Origin of the sequence: Coralloluteibacterium stylophorae, from assembly GCF_018122625.2 — a bacterium.
In the GTDB taxonomy this organism is placed as follows: domain Bacteria; phylum Pseudomonadota; class Gammaproteobacteria; order Xanthomonadales; family Xanthomonadaceae; genus Coralloluteibacterium; species Coralloluteibacterium stylophorae.
The window spans coordinates 273,917-291,036 of sequence record NZ_JAGQFT020000002.1 but is presented as its reverse complement, the minus strand read 5'-3'; the positions used below and the strand labels follow the sequence as shown (position 1 = coordinate 291,036).

Genomic DNA, 17,120 nt, shown 5'->3' with positions numbered 1-17,120 from the left:
CCCGGTTCACTCCGCCCCCGCCACCGTCATCCGCCCGACCAGGATCGGGCCGGTGTGGACGTGCGAGCGCGGGTCGATGTCGGTGCCGACCGCCTCGATGCCGAGGAACATGTCCTTGAGGTTGCCGGCGATGGTGATCTCGTCGACGGGATAGGCGATCTCGCCGCTCTCGATCCAGAAGCCGGCGGCGCCGCGCGAGTAGTCGCCGGTGATGGGGTTGATGCCGTGGCCCATCATCTCGGTGACCAGCAGCCCGCTGCCCATGCCGCGCAGCATGCCGTCGAGGTTCTCCGCGTTCGGCGTCACCGTGAGGTTGCGCACGCCGCCGGCGTTGGCGGTGGTCGCCAGCCCGAGCTTGCGCGCGGAATAGCTGCCGAGCACGTAACGGGCGAGCACGCCGTTCTCGACGATGGGCGCGGTGCGGGTGGCGACGCCGTCGCCGTCGAACGCGGCCGAGCGGAAGCCGCGGCGCCGGTGCGGCTCCTCGACCAGGCCGAACCACTCCGGAAACACCTGCGTGCCCGCACGGTCGACCAGGAAGCTCGCGCGCCGGTACAGCGCGCCGCCGGAGATCGCCGACAGCAGGTGGCCGACGAGCGAGCGCGCGGTCTCCGCGGTGTAGAGCACCGGGTACTGGCCGGTCTTCGCCTGCCGCGGCGCCAGGCGCGCGACGGTGCGCTCGGCGGCCCTGCGGCCGACGGCGCGGGCCGACTCCAGGTCCTCGCGGGCGAGGCCGGCGCTGTACCAGTAGTCGCGCTGCATCGCGTCGCCGCTGCCGGCGATCAGCGAGCAGCTCAGCGAATGCGAGGTGCCGCGCTCGACGCCGAGGAAACCGTGGGAATTGGCGTAGACCGAGACGCTCTCGCCGGAGTTGACCGAGGCGCCGTCGGAGTTGGCGATGCGCGGATCGGCCTCGCGTCCGGCGGCCTCGCACTCGAGCGCCAGCGCCACGGCGCTGTCGGCGTCGAGCGCCCAGGGATGCCACTGGTCGAAATCGGCGAAGCCGTCTGCGCCGGGTCGCGCCATCAGCTCCGCATCGGCGAGGCCGGCGGCGGGATCCTCCTCGGTGAAGCCGGCGATGGCGCAGGCCTGCGCGACGGTGGCCTCGATGCTGGCCGGGGCCAGGTCGGCGGTGGAGGCCGAGCCCTTGCGCCGCCCCAGGTAGACGGTGACCGAGACGCCGCGGTCGCGGGTGTGCTCGACCGTCTCGACCTCGCCGACGCGGGCGTTGACCGCGAGCCCGCGCGATTCGTCGATGGAGACCTCGGCCTGGCCGGCGCCGTGCGCGCGGCAGCGCGCGAGCACGTCCTCGGCGATCTGCGACAGGCGCGCGCTGCGCGCCTCGACGGACTCGTGGGCGGTGCTGACGACTTCGTTCATGGTGCTCAAAGACTTATCCTTGCCGCATGCGTGGAATCGATGAAGAGACGGGCGACTACCTCAGCCCCAGCCGGAGCCAGAACCGCCGCGAGGCGCTGGCGATCTTCGACCTGGGCGAACGCCTGGTCGGCCTGAGCGAAAGCCAGCTGGCGCAGCTGCCGATCCCGGAGGACATGCTCGGCGTGATCCACGACACCCAGCGCATCCGCGCGCCGATCGCGCGCAAGCGCCAGCTGCAGTTCCTGGCCAAGCACATGCGCCACGAGGACGAGGCCACGCTGGAGGCGATCCGCGCCGCGCTCGACCACGACAAGGGCCAGTCGGCGAAGGAGACCGCGGCCCTGCACCGCGTCGAGGCCTGGCGCGAGCGCCTGCTGGCCGAGGGCGACGCCGCGCTGGGCGAACTGGTGGACGCGCACCCCGGGATCGACCGCCAGCACCTGCGCACCCTGGTCCGCAACGCCGCCGCGGAACGCGCGAAGAACAAGCCTCCGCACGCCTACCGCGAGCTGTTCCGGGTGCTGCGCGAGGCGCTGGAGGCCGACGAGCCGTCCCCCTAGGAGCGGCTTCAGCCGCGCGCGCTGCGCCCGCCGCCGCGAGGATCCATGTGGGAGGGGCTTCAGCCCCGACCCGCCCCGTACCAGCGCCAGGTCGCGGCTGAAGCCGCTCCTGCGGAGGGCGCGCGATCGCCGTTGCCGTTGATCTCCCACGGCGGTCCTGGCGACGCTTGCGAAGACGAAGGCGGCTCGCACCACCGACACGCACGGCGTTGCCGTCGCATCGACGGGCACCGCAGCGATGCACGCGGCTCCAGCCGCGAGCGCAGGCGACCCGGGCACCCGGCGGGGCTGAAGCCACTGCGGCAGGCAGCGGCCAAGAGGCGCGCTACTCACGCGCGGGTGCCGCCGACGGTGAGCGATTCCACCAGCAGGGTCGGCTGGCCGACGCCGACCGGCACCGACTGGCCGTCCTTGCCACAGACGCCGACGCCCTCGTCGAGGGCGAGGTCGTTGCCGACCATGCGCACCCGGTTCATGGTCTCCGGGCCATTGCCGATGAGGGTGGCGCCCTTGACCGGCGCGCCGATCCTGCCGTCCTCGATCAGGTAGGCCTCCGTGGCGGAGAACACGTACTTGCCGGAGGTGATGTCGACTTGGCCGCCGCCGAAGTTGACCGCGTAGAGGCCCTTCTTCACCGACCTCAGGATCTCCTCCGGCGCATAGGCGCCCGGCATCATGTAGGTGTTGGTCATGCGCGGCATCGGCAGGTGCGCGAAGGACTCGCGGCGGCCGTTGCCGGTCGCGGCCACGCCCATCAGGCGCGCGTTGAGCGTGTCCTGCATCAGCCCGACCAGGACGCCGTCCTCGATCAGCGTGGTGCACTGGGTCGGCGTGCCCTCGTCGTCGAGGTTGAGCGAACCGCGGCGGCCGGCGAGGGTGCCGTCGTCGACGATGGTCACGCCCGGCGCGGCCACGCGCTGGCCGATGCGGCCGGAGTAGTTCGAGGTGCCCTTGCGGTGGAAGTCGCCCTCCAGGCCGTGGCCGACGGCCTCGTGCAGCAGCACGCCCGGCCAGCCCGGGCCCAGCACCACCGGCATCGCGCCTGCGGGCGCGTCGACCGCTTCCAGGTTCAGCAGTGCCTGGCGCAGCGCCTCGCGCGCCCAGCGCCCGGGCTTGTCGTGCGCGAACAGCTCGGCGTAGTCGTAGCGCCCGCCGCCGCCGGCGTAGCCGGACTCGCGGCGACCGTCCTGCTCGACGATGACCTGCACGTTGAAGCGCACCAGCGGGCGCACGTCTGCGGCGAGGACGCCATCGTGGCGCGCCACCAGCACCGTGTCGACGCCGCCGGCCATGCTCACCACCACCTGCTGCACGCGCGGGTCGGCGGCGCGGATCAGGCGGTCGACCCGGCGCAGCGCCTCGACCTTGTCCGCCGGCGCCATGCCGTCGATCGGATCCAGCGGCTCGTAGAGGCCGTGGCCGGCGCCGCGGGCCAGAGCGTGCGGCCGCGCCGCCTCGCCGCTGCGGGCGATGGCGCGGGCGGCGGCGGCGGATTCGATCAGCGCCTCCGGGCGGATCTCGTCGGAATAGGCGAACCCCGTCTTGTCGCCGGCGATGGCGCGCAGGCCGACGCCCTGCTCGATCGAGTGCGCGCCGTCCTTGACGATGCCGTCCTCGACCGTCCAGCTCTCGCGCCGGGCGTGCTGGAAGTAGATGTCGCCGGCGTCGATGCCGGGGCCGAGCAGGCGCCCGAAGGCGCGCTCGAGGTCGGACACGGCCAGCCCCGCGGGGGCGAGCAGGCGGGATTCGGCGAGGATGAGGCTGTCGGACATGCGCTGGAGGACTCCGGGAGGCGCCGCGATGCGCGGCCGGGCGTGCGGGACGGGATGCGCTGCTGGCAATGCGCGGGCACGCGAGACCCGAGGATTCTAACGGCCGCGACCACAGCGGCGCGTATGCGCGGGGCCGATCGGAGCGCAACGGCGTGTCCGGGCGGCCGCCAGGAGCGGCGTCAGCGGCGGCCTCTCGATGTGCCGGGGATGCGGCGCGGAGCCGGGCCGCGCAGTCGGGGCTGAAGCCCCTCCCACAGAGCCTGCGATAGCGCGACTGCCCGCGCCCGGACGACCCGCGTCCCCGTTCCCCGTTCCTCGTCCCACGCCCCCGCCGGAGCCCCGCCGACGGCTACCAGGACCGGCCTGGCGCTACGGCTGCGCGCGATCCGCGGGCGCCCCGTCGGCTTCGTCCGCCGCAGGCTCGGGCGTGTCGCCGCTGGCCGGCCCGCGTTCGGCGACCGCGACCTCGGGCTCCTTCCAGGGACCGGTGACGCGGTAGACCACGCGCGCGGCCTGCTGGAACGGCGCCTTGAGCACCTGCTGGGCGACGGCGCCGACCGCGGCACCGACCGGCCCGCCCGCCAGCGCACCGACCGCGGTCAGCACGCCGCTGGCGCCCGGCAGCACCTCCACCGTCTGGTCGTAGGTCTGCGCACGCAGGTCGGCCTGGCCGCGGACGTGGATCTTGGCCGCCGGGCCGCTGATCGCGACGTCCTCGGTGCGCGCCAGGCCGTCGCCGAAGTGCAGGTCGCCGGCGATCTCGTCGAAGCCGAAGCCCTTCTGGAAGAAGTCGCTGAAGTCCAGGCTCAGCCGCCGCGGGATCGCCGCCACGCTGAGCAGGCCGAGCACGCGGCCGGCGCCGCCCGGCTCGATGTCGAGCAGGCGGCCCTCGCCGATGCGCAGGCCGAGGTCGCCCTCCAGCGCCTCGAGCTTGAAGGCGCCGGGCGAGCCGGGCCAGCCGGCCACCAGCCTGGCCTCGGTCGGGCCGCCCTCGATCACGCCCGCGTAGCCGAGCGCGTCGAGCATCGGCCCGAGCGCATCGGCCCTGAAGTCGATCGAGAAGCGCGAGCGCGAGCGGCCCTCGAGCCGCGTCCAGTCGCCGGTGGCGTCCAGCCGCACCGCCGGCGACTCGGTGGTGAAGCGTTCGATGCGCATGCCCTCGGGCTTGGGCCAGGTGGCGAGTTCGGCGCGGCCGAGCTGGGCCTGCCCGTAGCGCAGGTCGGCGATGCTGAAACGCAGCGGCGGCACCTTGGCGGGATCGTCGTCGTCGCGCGGCGGCGGCGCGTCCTCCGCGCCGGCCGCGGCGCCCGTCGGCAGGCGCGAGGCGGGCCAGTACAGGCGCTCGAACTGGCCGCGGATGCCGTCCGAGAGGCGTGCGGGCACCTCCACGCGCCCCACCACCTCCGGCCCGTCCACGCGCACCACGGTGCCCCCGTCGCCGCTGCTGAGCTGCACGTGGGTCTCGTTGAAGGCGCGGTCGAGGACGTCGAGCTCGCCGGTACGCAGGTCGACGCGGGTGAGGCGGATCGCCGGCGCCGCCGCAGCGTCGGGCGCCGCGGCGGCGGCCACGTCCTCGGCCACGACCTCCGGCGGCGTGCCCGCCGGCGCCGCGGCGAGCGCGTCGACCTCGGCGCTGCCGCCGCCGGCCGCCAGCGCGATCCAGCCGGCGGCATCGAGCACCGGGACCTGGCCCTCGACCTCGACCCCCTCCCTGGGCGGCGCCGCGGCCGGATTGCCGCCGAAGGCGACCGCGGCGGCGAGCCGGCCGTCGCGGGTGCGTCCGCGCAGGCGCATCAGGCTGCCGAGGCGGACCTCGAGCTCGCCGGCCTCGATCGGCAGCGGCGCGTCGACCTGCAGGGCCAGCGGCACGCTCGCGCCCTTGCGCAGCGGTGCGGGCAGGCGCAGCTCGGTGCCGACCAGATCGGATTCGACCCGCAGGCGCGCGGCATCGCCGCCCTGCGGCTCGCGCGGCACCCGCACGCGCGTGGTCCAGCGCGAGGTGCCCTCCATCCACGGCGCCAGCCAGTGCAGCGAGGGCTCGCGCTCGATCAGCACCGCCGCCGGGAAGGCGCCGCTGAGCTCGGCCTCGAAGGCCTGCGCGGGATCCGCCACCGGCGCGCCGGCGGCCAGCGCGAGGATCGCCGGATGTCCGTCCAGGCTCGCGACGATGCCGTCGGCGCGGAAACCGTGGGTGTCGAAATGCGCGCCGCCGGTGACCTCCTCCAGCTCCACCCGCCAGCGCGGGTCGGCCAGGCGCGCGTCCTCCAGCGCCACGCGGCCGTCGAGCAGCACCGGCCCCAGGTCGCGCTTCAGCGGCACGCGGAGGTCGACGACGACATCGGCGGCCCCCTCGGCGCGCAGCCCCGACAGCGCCTCCTCGTGCTGGGCGCCGATCGGGCTCGCCCGCAGCAGGCCGAGGAGGTCGGAGGCATCGCCGCCGCCGGCGGCGCGCACCCCGAGCACCGGCGCGCGCAGGTCCGGCAGCTCCGCGGTGCCGCGTTCGATCCCGGTCCCGGCGATCGTGCCCTGCCCGTCCTCCAGCCAGATCCCGCGGCCCTCGAAGCGCACGCGCGCGTCGAGGCCCTCGATGTCGGGCCACTCCTCGTGGAAGTGCAGGTGCGCGTCCTTCACCGTGGCGGTGGCGAGGAAGCGCCCCTCGCCGTCGGCGAAGGGCCAGTGCGCGAGGTCGCCGGCGACCACCGCACGGCCGTCGACCACCTCGCCGCCGAGCAGCGCGGCGTCGAGCCAGCGCACCGCCGGCTCCGGCATCAGGTTGCGGACCCAGAAGCGCCTGGCGCTCGCGACCTCGCCGCGGTCGACCTCGGCGACCAGCGCGATGCGCGGACGGCCGCCCGCGCGCGGGAACGCCAGCCCGCCGCGGACGGTGGCGCCGTAGAGGCCGGCGTCCTCCTCGGCGCCGGCGATGCGCAGCGCCGGGGTCTCCACGTGCACCGCATCCGCCGTCCGCCACAGCGCGAGTTCGCCTTCGAGACGCGCCTGCAGTGGCTGTTCGAAGGCGCCCGCCCAGTCGAAGCCGATCGGCGCGGAATCGAAGGCCAGGCGCGCGCCGGCATCGTCGAACGCCAGCGCGCCGGAGAGGTTGCCCAGCCCCGGCGCGCGTGCGACCGGAGCCCAGCCGATCGCCTCCAGCCGCGCGCTGCCCAGCAGGCCGCCATCGCGGGTGCCGGCGAAGGCGACGTCGCGCAGGCTGCCCTGCGGCACCGCCGCCCGCAGCCAGCGCCGCAGCGCCGGATCGGCGCGGTCGCCCAGCGCCGCGACGGCGGCCAGCGGCGCCAGGTCGACACGCGCGGCCACGCCGCCGTAGGCGGGCCCGTCGACCAGGCCGAGACCGTCGAGGCCGAACAGCTCGCCCGCCTGCGTCACCCGCAGCACCGGTACGTCCAGGCGCCAGCCCGCGCCCTGGCGGCGCCAGCGCAGCCGCGCGCGCGCGTCCTCGAACGCGACCTCGGGCGCCGCGTCCTCCGCCTCGGGCGGCGCCGCGAGGCTGCGCAGGACCAGGGTCTGGAGCGCGATCTCGGCGCGCGCCTGCGCCACGCGACGGTCGACCAGGTCGATCCAGGCGTCGAGGTCGCCGTCGGCCGCGGCGAGGCCGATGCCGCCGCCGCGCAGCAGGTCCGACCAGGCGCCGAGGTCGAGATCGTCGCCGCCGATCCACACGCGGCCGTCGCCGGCGATGCGGTCGAGGTCGGCCACCGCGGTCAGCGGCGCGGCATCGGTGTCGGCCCAGACGCGCACGCCAGCGCGGACCCGGCGGTCGGCGACGCGCAGGCGCGCGTCCACGCGCGGCAAGTCGACGGCGAGCCCCTGCGCCGGCGCGCGCAGCGCCAGGCGCGCCTGGCTGACCTGCAGCTCGCCGAGATGCTCCAGCGCGTCGAGCGGATCGCCCTGCCCGGCGCTGCGCAGGCCGTGCACGTGCCAGCGCCCGTCGGCGTCGCGCTCGAGCGCCAGCGACAGGCCGCGCATGCGGAATTCGGTCAGCGCATGCCCGGGCAGCCAGCCGCCGTAGACCGCGAGCAGCAGGTCCGCGCGCCCGATGGCGAGGGTCTCTTCGCCGCTGCCGATGCGCAGGCCCTCGAGCGCGAGCAGCGGCCCGCGCCGGCTCCAGCCGACGTCGATGCGGTCGAAGGCGACCGGCTGTCCCACGCGCTCGCCCAGCAGGCGCGCGACGATCTCGGGCCGGTCCTCCAGCATCGGCAGCAGCTGCTGCGCCAGCGCGACCACGACGCCCACCGCGACGACGGCCAGGGCCAGCAGCGCGATGCCGGCCCGGCGAACACGGCGCCAGCGCCGGCGCCAGGCGCCGTCGCCGTTCACGGCCACCCCGGTGCGGTCCCCGCGCTACAGCAGCACGACGTCATACTGCTCCTGCGCGTACTGGTCGTCCGCCTGGAAGCGGATGGTCTTGCCGAGGAACTCCTCGAGCTCGGCGACCGCGGCCGACTCCTCCTCCAGCACGCGCGCCACGACCTTGGGCGAGGCCAGCACCATCAGCTGCGAGGCGTCGAACTGGCGCACCGCGCGGGTGATCTCGCGGAAGATCTCGTAGGTCACCGTCTCGGCGGTCTTCTGCTGGCCGCGGCCGGCGCAGGCCGGACAGGGCTCGCACAGCTGCCGCTCCAGGCTCTCGGTGGTCCGCTTGCGGGTCATCTCGATCAGGCCGAGCGGCGAGAAATCGTGCACGTTGGTGCGCGCGTGGTCGCGGGTCAGCGCCTTCTCCAGCGTGCGCAGGACCTGACGGCGGTGGTCGGCGTCGATCATGTCGATGAAGTCGATGATCACGATGCCGCCGAGGTTGCGCAGCCGGAGCTGGCGGGCCACCGCCTGCGCAGCCTCCAGGTTGGTCCGGTACACCGTCTCCTCGAGGTTGCGCTGGCCGAGGAAGGACCCGGTGTTGACGTCGACGGTGGTCATCGCCTCGGTCTGGTCGATCACCAGGTGGCCGCCGGACTTCAGCGGGACCTCCTTGCGCATCGCCCGCTGGATCTCGTCCTCGACGCCGTAGAGGTCGAAAATCGGCGTGTCGCCGGAGTAGTGCTCGAGCCGGTCGGCCAGTTCCGGCGTGAACTGCCGGGCGAAGGCGCGCATGCGCTCGAAGGTCTCCAGCGAATCCACCCGGACCTTGTCGATCTCGCTGCGCAGCAGGTCGCGCACCGTGCGCAGCGGCAGCGGCAGGTCCTCGTAGATGCGCTGGCCGGCGCGCGAGTTCCCGCCGTCGACGCCGATCGCCTCCCAGGCGCGCAGCAGGTAGTCGACGTCCTCGCCGAGCGCGGCCGCCGCCTGCCCTTCGGCATTGGTGCGCACGATGCAGCCCATCCCGGTCGGCGCCATGAGCTCGCCCATGACCGTCTTCAGGCGCTGGCGCTCGGTCTCGTCCTCGATCCGCGCCGACACGCCGATCACCCGCGAATAGGGCAGCAGCACCAGGTAGCGCGAGGGGATGCTGAGCTGGGTGGTGAGCCGCGCGCCCTTGCTGCCGATCGGGTCCTTGGCGACCTGGACGGTGATCTCCTGGCCCTCCCTGACCAGCTCCGCGATCGGCGGCGGCGGCGCGGGCGCGGGGGGCTCGCCGTCCTCGGACAGCGCCGGCGGCGGCCGCAGGATGTCGGAGGCGTGCAGGAACGCCGCGCGCTCCAGGCCGATCTCGATGAAGGCCGCCTGCATGCCCGGCATCACCCGCTGCACGCGGCCGCGGTAGATGTTGCCGACGTAGCCGCGCCGCGAGGCGCGCTCGATGTGCACTTCCTGGGGCATGCCGTTCTCGACCACCGCCACCCGCGTCTCGCGCGGGGTCACGTTGATCAGGATCTCCTCGGACATGCTCAGGCCCCCTGCCCGTTGGATGCCGCCGGCAGCAGGCCGGCCTCGCGCAGCAGGGCCGCGGTCTCGAACAGCGGCAGGCCCATCACGCCGCTGTAGCTGCCGTCGAGGTGGGCGACGAAGGCCGCGGCGCGGCCCTGGATCGCATAGCCGCCGGCCTTGCCCCGCCATTCGCCGCAGGCCAGGTAGTCGGCGATGCGCGCGTCGGTGACCGCATCGAAGCGCACCCGGCTCTCGCACAGCGCCTGCAGGCGGCGCGTCGGCGAGACCAGCCACACCGAGGACAGGACCTGGTGCGTGCGCCCGGCGAGCGCGGCGAGCATCGCGGCCGCCTCGCCGGCGTCGGCCGGCTTGCCGAAGACCCGGTCCTCGAGCACCACCTCGGTATCGGAACCCAGGCACCAGCCCGCGCCGCCCGCGGCCGCGAGGCCGGCGGCGGCCTTGTCGGCGGCGACGCGCAGCACGTAGTCGCGCGGCGGTTCCGCGGCCGCGCGCACCTCGGGGACGTCGACGTCGATCACCTCGAAATCGACAGCGAGCTGGGCAAGGAGTTCACGGCGACGGGGGGACTTCGAGGCAAGACGCAGCATTGCGGAAGCATAACCGCCCGCACCGCCGCGGCCGTCGGCAGCCTGCAGGAAATGCGGGGCCGTTAGACTTGCGCCGCGCCGCCGCACGGCGCGTTTCGCCTCTCGATACGGATCCCCATGCGCCTGACCTTCCTCGCCGCCGCCGCGGCCGCGCTGGCCGCCGGCTGCGCCACCACCGCCCATGCCCCCTCCGCCCCTGCCGCCCGGGCGACGCCCATCGAAGTCCCCGCGGTGCGCCATCCCGACGGCGAGACGCCGGCCTGGTGGTACCGCAGCGGCGCGGCCACCGCCCACGACGGCGGCGCCAGCGCGGGCGCCAGCAAGGTGATCCTGTTCGTCGGCGACGGCATGAGCCTGACCACGGTCGCCGCGGCGCGCATCCTCGAGGGCCAGCTGCGCGGCGCCCCGGGCGAGGAGAACCGGCTGAGCTTCGAGCGCTTCCCGTACACCGCGCTGTCCAAGACCTACAACACCGACCAGCAGACGCCGGACTCGGCCGGCACCATGAGCGCGATGATGTCGGGCGTGAAGACCCGCGCCGGCCTGATCGGCGTGGACCAGACCACCACCCGCGGCGCCTGCGCGGCGCAGGACGCGTGGCGCCTCTCCACGCTCGAGCTGGCCGAGATCGCCGGCCTCGGCACCGGCGTGGTCAGCACCGCGCGCATCACCCACGCCACTCCCGCGGCCACCTACGCCCACGTCTCCGAGCGTGGCTGGGAATACGACCAGGCGATCCCGGCCACGGCCCGCGCCGCGGGCTGTGCGGACATCGCCGCCCAGCTCGTCGACTTCCCCTTCGGCGACGGCATCGACGTGGTCCTCGGCGGCGGGCGGCGCGGCTTCCTGCCGGAGACCGAGGCGGACCCGGAATTCCCGGGGACTAGCGGGCGCCGCGGCGACGGCCGCGACCTGGTCGCCGAGTGGCGCCGGCGCCACCCCGACGGCGCCTGGGCCTGGAACCGCGCGCAGTTCGAGGCGATCGACTTCGCCCGCACGCCGAAGGTGCTGGGCCTGTTCCAGCCCGCGCACATGCGCTACGAGCACGACCGCGCGCAGGATCCCGGCGGCGAGCCCTCGCTGACCGAGATGACCCGCGCCGCGATCATCGCGCTCGAGGCGCAGCATCCGCAGGGCTGGTTCCTGATGGTCGAGGGCGGGCGCATCGACCACGCCAACCACGCCGGCAACGCCTATCGCGCGCTGACCGAGACGATCTCGCTGGCGGACGCAGTCGCCGCCGCGCGCGCGATGACCTCGGAGGACGACACCCTGATCCTGGTCACCGCCGACCACGGCCACGTGCTGTCGTTCGTCGGCTATCCCGCGCGCGGCAACCCGATCCTCGGCAAGGTCGCCGGTCCCGCCGGCGAGGACGGCGGCGATCCGGCGCTGGCGCGCGATGCGCTGGGCAGGCCCTACACCACCCTGAACTACCTCAACGGCCCCGGTTACGGCGGTGCCAACGAGGCCGCGCCCGCGGGCGCCAAGCGCTTCGTCGAGGATGTCGAGCCGACGACCTGGCAGGCCGGCGACCGCGCCGATCTCAGCGCCATCGACACCGAGGCGCCGGACTACATGCAGTCGGCCCTGTTCCCGCTGCCGAGCGAGACGCACAGCGGCGACGACGTCGGCCTCTACGCCAGCGGTCCGGGCGCGCAGGCGGTGCACGGGGTGGTCGAGCAGAACGCGATCCACCACTTCATCGTGCAGAGCCAGCCCGAGCTGCGCCGGACCCTGTGCGACCTCGGCGCCTGCAACGCCGACGGCGTGCCGGTCGAGCCCGTCGCCTACCGCGCCGCCCTGGAACGGGAGCGGGCGGATTGAACGGCACGCGGGAGCGGCTTCAGCCGCACCCCGTGGGGAGCTCCAGCATGCTTGCCTGCGCGCCGACCGGAAGCGGTCGCGGCTGAAGCCGCTCCTGCAGGAAGGGGCCCGGACAGCGGACCTCAGGCGCGGTGGTACGGGTGGTTGGCCAGCAGGCTGGCGGCGCGGTAGAGCTGCTCGGCGACGACCAGCCGCACCAGCATGTGCGGCAGGGTCAGCGGGCCGAGCGACCAGCGCTCGTCCGCGGCGGCCAGCACCTCGGGCGCATGGCCCTCCGGCCCGCCGATCAGGAAGGCCAGATCCCGGCCCTGCTGGCGCCAGTGCTCGAGCCTGCGCGCCAGGTCCTCCGACGAATGGCCGCGGCCGCGGCCGTCGAGCGCCACCACCAGGCCGCCCTTGGGAAAGGCCGCGACCACGCGCTGGCCCTCGTCGGCCATGGCGCGCGCGGCATCGCGGTTCCTGCCGCGCAGCCCGGGCGCGACCTCGACCAGCTCCAGCGGCAGCCAGTGCGACAGCCGCTTCTGGTAGTCGGCGAAGCCGGTGGCGACCCACTCGGGGGCGCGCTCGCCGACGGCGATCAGGCGGGCCTTCATCGCGGTCTCCGCGGAAAAACCGCCAAGGATAGCCGCCGCCTCAGCGCGGCGCCCGCGCCGCAGCGCCGTCGCCCCCGCGCAGCAGGAAGCGCTGGATCTTGCCGCTGGGCGTCTTCGGCAGCTCGTCCATGAACTCGATCTCGCGCGGGTAGGCGTGCGCGGCCAGGCGCTGCTTGACGAAGCCGGCGAGTTCGGCGGCGAGCGCGTCGCCGGCGGCATGGCCCGGACGCAGCACCACGAAGGCCTTCACGATCTCGGTCCGCTGCGGGTCCGGCTTGCCGACCACCGCGGCCTCGGCCACCGCCGGGTGCTCGATCAGACAGCTCTCCACGTCGAACGGGCCGATCCGGTAGCCGGAGGAGGTGATCACGTCGTCGTTGCGGCCGACGAAGGCGATGCTGCCGTCCGCGGCCTGTTCGACCGTGTCGCCGGTCGGGTAGTACCTGCCGATGAAGGGCTGCCGCGCCTGCTCCCAGTAGCCGGGAAAGAAGTACAGCGGCGAGGCTTCGCAGTCGACGGCCAGGGTGCCGGGCGTGCCCGGCGGCAGCTCGTTGCCGGTCTCGTCGATCACCGCCACCCGGTAGCCCGGCATCGCCAGGCCGGCCGCGCCGGCGCGGACCGGATGCTCCAGGCCGTGATGATTGTTGACGGTCATGCCGGTCTCGGTCTGGCCGTAGTGGTCGTGGACGGTCACGTCCAGATGCTCGGCGAACCAGCGGATCACCTCCGGATTGAGCGGCTCCCCCGCGCTCGACACCGCGCGCAGCCGGCCCTTCACCGCGGCCGCCGCCTGCGGCCCCGCCGCCATCAGCGCGCGGAAGGCGGTGGGCGCGCCGGCGAGGTTGGTGACGCCGAGGTCCGCGACGGTCCGGTACAGGCCGTCGACGCTGAACGGCTGGTCGACCAGGACCGTGGCATGACCCAGCGCCAGCGGCCCGGTGATGCCGTAGTACAGGCCGTAGGCCCAGCCGGGGTCGGCGATGTTCCAGAACACGTCCCCGGCGCGCAGGTCGACCGCGTCGCGCATGTAGGCGGCGAAGGCCATCAGCGCCTTCAGTGGGACCGGCACGCCCTTGGCGTGACCGGTGGTGCCGGAGGTGAACAGCATCTGGAACAGGTCTTCGCCGCGCCGCGGCACCGGGGCGAAGCCGGGATCGGCGGCCGCCAGCGCGGCCTCCAGTTCCGCGCCGGCCAGCAGAACCGGCGGCAGGCCCTCGATCCCGTCGAGCTTGCCGCGGTTGGCTTCATCGGTCACCACCAGCCTGGCGCCGCTGCCGGCGAGCCGGTAGGCCACCGCCTTCGGCCCGAAGGCGGTGAACAGGGGCTGGTAGACGGCACCTGCGCGCCAGGTGCCGAGGATCACCGTGACCAGGTCCAGCGTGCGCGGCAGGAAGCCGGCGACGCGATCGCCGGGGCCGATGCCGCGGCGGGCCAGCAGATCGGCGAAGCGTGCGGCGCGCTCGCGCAGGACGCCGAAGCCGTGCCGCGTCACCGCGCCGGCGCGATCCACGCAGACCAGCGCCTCGCGCCCGGGCGGGTGGCGGTCGCAGCATTCGACGCAGGCATTGATGCCGGTGGCGAAGTCGCCGTCGAAGCGCGCCGCTTCCGCGGCGAGGTCGAAGGCGGCGGCGCGTTCGGCGTGGCTGGGACGCGGCGGTGCGGTCATGGCGGACTCCGGGATCTGCGCCGCCGGCGGCGGTCGCTGCCCGGATCCTAGGCAGCGCCCCGGTCCGCGACCATCCTCCGATGGTCTGGATGCGCCGCAACGAAAACGGCCGCCCGGAGGCGGCCGCTGCGTCACTCGCGGGCGTCGTCCGCCCCCGGGGGCGGCGCGTCGCCGGGCTCGTCCGGCGGCTGGTCGCCGACCGTCCACAGCCGCTCCAGGGCGTAGAACTCGCGCACCCGCGGCAGCATCACGTGGCAGATCACGTCGCCCAAGTCGACCAGCACCCACTCGGCCTCGCGCTCGCCCTCCACGCCCAGCGGCATCACGCCGACATTCTTGGCGTGCTTGACCACTTCGTCGGCGATCGACTTCACGTGGCGGGTGGAGGTGCCGGAGGCGATGACCATGAAGTCGGTCACGCTGGTCTTGCCGACCACGTCGATCTCGACCACGTCCTTGGCCTTGATCTCCTCGAGGGCGTTGCGCACGTGTCCGAGCAGGAGGTCCGGGGACGGCGGCGGGTCGGGCAGCTGCGGCTTGATGACGTGGGCTTGCGCGGTCAAACGGGTGACACCTTTGCGATCGGAAATGCCGGGCCACGGGCCCGGGCGGCGGATTATAGGCCAGCGGCGCGGCGACAGCTGCGTGAGGGTGGGTCCATCCGACGTGCGGGGCCAACCCTCAGGCGTAGAGCCGGTGCGCGCGGATGTAGCGCGCGACGGCCGCCGGCACGTCGGCTTCCCAGGCGTCGTGTGCGCGCGCACCGCCGATGCCGCCGCGCACCGCGGTCGCCGATTCGTGGCGCAGCGGGAGGACGAGGGTCGCCATCCTTCCGGCCGGCGCCGCGGCCAGCGCCGTCAGCGGACCGTGCCGGCGCGCCCACTCCGCCGCCAGCGGCGGGGGCAGCGCATCCAGCGCATGCCCCGGGCGCAGGGCGACGAGCCAGTGCGCGGCATCCAGCAGCGCCGGCCAGCGGTGCCACTGCGGCAGGCCGCGGAACGCATCGGCGCCCAGCAGCCAGACCAGGGGGGTCGCCGGAGCCAGGCCCGCGCGCACGGCCTCGAGCGTGTCGGCGGTATAGGAGCGGCCGCCGCGCACGAGCTCGGTCGTGTCCACGCGCAGCCCCGTCTCGCCCTCGACCGCCGTCCGCAGCATCGCCTCGCGCTGCCCGGCATCCGCGCCCGGCGGCGGCCGATGCGGCGGATCGGCCGCGGGCAGCAGGCGCACCTCGGCGGCGAGCGCGTCGCGCGCGGCGCGCGCCACCGCCAGGTGGCCGTTGTGCACCGGGTCGAAGGTGCCGCCGTAGAGGACGACCGGCGTGGACGCTGCCGCGTGCATGGCGGGCCCGCGGCTCAGGCGCCGGCGAGCAGCCCCCGCGCCCGCGGCTCTGCGGCCGCGGCGAGCAGGCGCTCCAGCGCCAGCCAGGCATCGCCCTGCTCGCGCCCCTTGGCGATGCGGTCGACCCGGCCGCACTCGACCACCAGCCGTTCCCAGACCGGCGCCGGATGCCGCGCCAGCGCACGCCTGTAGGTCGCCTGTCGCGATTCCCACACCCGCGCGGCCTTGAACTCGGCGGCGAGGTTGCCGCCGCGCGCGGCGGTGCGGGCAAAGCCGGCCATGCGCTGCAGCTCGCCGACGATCCAGCCCATCAATGCCGGCACCGCCTCGCCTTCCGCGCGGAGGGCGCGCAGCATGCGCAGCGCGCGCGGGCCGTCGCCCGACAGCGCCGATTCGACCAGGCGGAACACGTCGAAGCGCGCCGAATCGGCGACCAGCGACTCCATCGTCTCCACGTCGAGGCGGCGCCCCTCCGCGAGCAGGGCGAGCTTGTCGACCTCCTGCGCCGCCGCCAGCAGGTTGCCCTCGACCCGCTCGACCAGGCGCGCGAGTGCGGCGGAGTCGGCCTGCACGCCGCGGCTGCGCAGCCGCCGGGCGAGCCAGTCCGGCAGCTCGTGCGGCTTCAGTGGCCACACCGGCACGTAGTGCCCGGTGCGGGCGACGGCGTCGACCCATTTGCCGGCGTGCGACTTGCTCCAGTCGCCGCCGGTCAACAGCAGCACGGTATCCGGCGCCGGATCGGCGCAGTAGCGCGCGATCAGGTCGGCGCCCTCCTTGCCGGGCCGCCCGCTCGGCAGGCGCACGTCGAACAGGCGCCGCTGCGCGAACAGGCTCAGCGCGGAGAAGCCGGCTTCGATCTGGCCCCAGTCGAAGCGCGCATCGGTTTCGAAGACCTCGCGCTCGGCATAGCCCTCTGCACGCGCCTTCGCGCGCACCGCATCGGCCGCCTCCATCACCCGCAGCGGCTCGCTGCCGGCGACCAGGTACACCGGCCGCAGCGGCTCGCCTTCGAGCTGCTGGGCGAGGCGGTCGACGCGGACTTCCATCAGCGCAGGGCGGCGTCGATCCGGCGCAGGACGGCATCCACCATGTCACGCCGCAGTTCCTCCTCGAGCAGGTCCTGCTCTGCAGGAGTGCCGATGGGCAGCCGGGTGTCGACGACATACTCGCGATCGAGAGAGACCGTCTGTTCCGGAACGACGATGGTGCCGTCCGCCGCGCGCAGGCGGATCGTGACCCGATAGGTTGCGACGTATTCCTGCGTACGACTCCGGTTCTCGGCCATGATCGGGCCCTGGCCGAATCGTTCGCGGCCGATGTTGAGGATCGCAACATCGGAAGCCGCGGCATCTGCAATGGCGATGCCCTGGCGGCGCAGGGCCCGCTCGACGCCGGTCGCCACGGGGCTGTACTCGGTGTTCGACACCACGCGGATGGGCTCCAGCCCTGCAGGCATCACCAGCGCCCCGCGCCGATGGAACCCGCATCCCGGCAGCAGCGACAGCGCCACGGCGAGGAGGACGGAGGCGAGGAGCGTACGGCGCATGGCGGTTCCG

General features: G+C 74.5%; 13 protein-coding genes. 2 read left to right on the top strand and 11 right to left on the bottom strand.

Annotation, left to right across the window (positions count from 1 at the left end; translation table 11 throughout):
* Nucleotides 1–6: 6 nt before the first annotated feature.
* On the bottom strand, nt 7–1,380 hold the full coding sequence (gene pmbA / locus KB893_RS03735; protein ID WP_211927151.1) for a metalloprotease PmbA: 1,374 nt from the start codon (nt 1,378–1,380) through the stop codon (nt 7–9).
* A 26-nt stretch (nt 1,381–1,406) separates the two neighbouring features.
* Here pmbA and yjgA point away from each other — a divergent pair, with 26 nt between their 5' ends.
* Entirely contained in the window at nt 1,407–1,940 is a 534-nt protein-coding gene (gene yjgA / locus KB893_RS03730) for a ribosome biogenesis factor YjgA (protein WP_211927150.1), read from the top strand.
* 329 nt (nt 1,941–2,269) lie between these two features.
* Here yjgA and tldD read toward each other — a convergent pair whose 3' ends face one another.
* The 4 genes from tldD to KB893_RS03710 form a co-directional block, all read right to left on the bottom strand.
* On the bottom strand, nt 2,270–3,712 hold the full coding sequence (gene tldD, locus KB893_RS03725) for a metalloprotease TldD (RefSeq protein WP_211926874.1): 1,443 nt from the start codon (nt 3,710–3,712) through the stop codon (nt 2,270–2,272).
* Between the two features lie 369 nt (nt 3,713–4,081).
* Nucleotides 4,082–8,047 carry a YhdP family protein gene (locus tag KB893_RS03720; protein ID WP_211926873.1) on the bottom strand — a complete coding sequence of 1,322 codons (3,966 nt, stop codon included), beginning with the start codon at nt 8,045–8,047 and terminating at the stop codon, nt 4,082–4,084.
* A 24-nt stretch (nt 8,048–8,071) separates the two neighbouring features.
* On the bottom strand, nt 8,072–9,550 hold the full coding sequence (gene rng, locus KB893_RS03715; protein ID WP_211926872.1) for a ribonuclease G: 1,479 nt from the start codon (nt 9,548–9,550) through the stop codon (nt 8,072–8,074).
* Nucleotides 9,551–9,552: 2 nt separating this feature from the next.
* Nucleotides 9,553–10,140, bottom strand: coding sequence for a Maf family protein (locus KB893_RS03710; RefSeq protein ID WP_211926871.1), 588 nt, complete (start codon nt 10,138–10,140; stop codon nt 9,553–9,555).
* Nucleotides 10,141–10,257: 117 nt separating this feature from the next.
* On the opposite strand from KB893_RS03710, the gene KB893_RS03705 reads away from it, so the two are divergent.
* Nucleotides 10,258–11,967 carry an alkaline phosphatase gene (locus tag KB893_RS03705; RefSeq protein ID WP_211926870.1) on the top strand — a complete coding sequence of 570 codons (1,710 nt, stop codon included), beginning with the start codon at nt 10,258–10,260 and terminating at the stop codon, nt 11,965–11,967.
* Between the two features lie 122 nt (nt 11,968–12,089).
* On the opposite strand, the gene rlmH is transcribed toward KB893_RS03705, so the two are convergent.
* The 6 genes from rlmH to KB893_RS03680 all read right to left on the bottom strand — a co-directional run bounded on the left by rlmH (nt 12,090) and on the right by KB893_RS03680 (nt 17,110).
* Nucleotides 12,090–12,560 carry a 23S rRNA (pseudouridine(1915)-N(3))-methyltransferase RlmH gene (gene rlmH, locus KB893_RS03700; protein WP_211926869.1) on the bottom strand — a complete coding sequence of 157 codons (471 nt, stop codon included), beginning with the start codon at nt 12,558–12,560 and terminating at the stop codon, nt 12,090–12,092.
* 40 nt (nt 12,561–12,600) lie between these two features.
* A complete protein-coding gene (locus tag KB893_RS03695) occupies nt 12,601–14,226 on the bottom strand; it encodes an AMP-binding protein (RefSeq protein ID WP_211926868.1) in 1,626 nt (541 codons plus the stop codon).
* A gap of 131 nt (nt 14,227–14,357) precedes the next feature.
* Complete coding sequence (rsfS, locus tag KB893_RS03690; RefSeq protein ID WP_211926867.1) at nt 14,358–14,789, bottom strand: ribosome silencing factor; 432 nt, start codon at nt 14,787–14,789, stop codon at nt 14,358–14,360.
* A gap of 118 nt (nt 14,790–14,907) precedes the next feature.
* A complete protein-coding gene (gene nadD, locus KB893_RS18200) occupies nt 14,908–15,564 on the bottom strand; it encodes a nicotinate-nucleotide adenylyltransferase (protein ID WP_211926866.1) in 657 nt (218 codons plus the stop codon).
* 14 nt (nt 15,565–15,578) lie between these two features.
* Nucleotides 15,579–16,610 (bottom strand): DNA polymerase III subunit delta, encoded by a 1,032-nt coding sequence (gene holA / locus KB893_RS18195; RefSeq protein ID WP_246505279.1) that lies wholly within the window; start codon nt 16,608–16,610, stop codon nt 15,579–15,581.
* Complete coding sequence (locus tag KB893_RS03680; RefSeq protein ID WP_211926425.1) at nt 16,610–17,110, bottom strand: LPS-assembly lipoprotein LptE; 501 nt, start codon at nt 17,108–17,110, stop codon at nt 16,610–16,612. The genes holA and KB893_RS03680 overlap by 1 nt, the downstream gene beginning before the upstream one ends.
* Nucleotides 17,111–17,120 lie beyond the last annotated feature (10 nt).

Bases quoted from the DNA above. Each gene is read 5' to 3' on its own strand.
- pmbA (WP_211927151.1), bottom strand. From the start codon at position 1,380: ATGAACGAAGTCGTCAGCACCGCCCACGAGTCCGTCGAGGCGCGCAGC.
- yjgA (WP_211927150.1), top strand. From the start codon at position 1,407: ATGCGTGGAATCGATGAAGAGACGGGCGACTACCTCAGCCCCAGCCGG.
- tldD (WP_211926874.1), bottom strand. From the start codon at position 3,712: ATGTCCGACAGCCTCATCCTCGCCGAATCCCGCCTGCTCGCCCCCGCG.
- rng (WP_211926872.1), bottom strand. From the start codon at position 9,550: ATGTCCGAGGAGATCCTGATCAACGTGACCCCGCGCGAGACGCGGGTG.
- KB893_RS03710 (WP_211926871.1), bottom strand. From the start codon at position 10,140: ATGCTGCGTCTTGCCTCGAAGTCCCCCCGTCGCCGTGAACTCCTTGCC.
- KB893_RS03705 (WP_211926870.1), top strand. From the start codon at position 10,258: ATGCGCCTGACCTTCCTCGCCGCCGCCGCGGCCGCGCTGGCCGCCGGC.
- rlmH (WP_211926869.1), bottom strand. From the start codon at position 12,560: ATGAAGGCCCGCCTGATCGCCGTCGGCGAGCGCGCCCCCGAGTGGGTC.
- KB893_RS03695 (WP_211926868.1), bottom strand. From the start codon at position 14,226: ATGACCGCACCGCCGCGTCCCAGCCACGCCGAACGCGCCGCCGCCTTC.
- nadD (WP_211926866.1), bottom strand. From the start codon at position 15,564: ATGCACGCGGCAGCGTCCACGCCGGTCGTCCTCTACGGCGGCACCTTC.
- holA (WP_246505279.1), bottom strand. From the start codon at position 16,610: ATGGAAGTCCGCGTCGACCGCCTCGCCCAGCAGCTCGAAGGCGAGCCG.
- KB893_RS03680 (WP_211926425.1), bottom strand. From the start codon at position 17,110: ATGCGCCGTACGCTCCTCGCCTCCGTCCTCCTCGCCGTGGCGCTGTCG.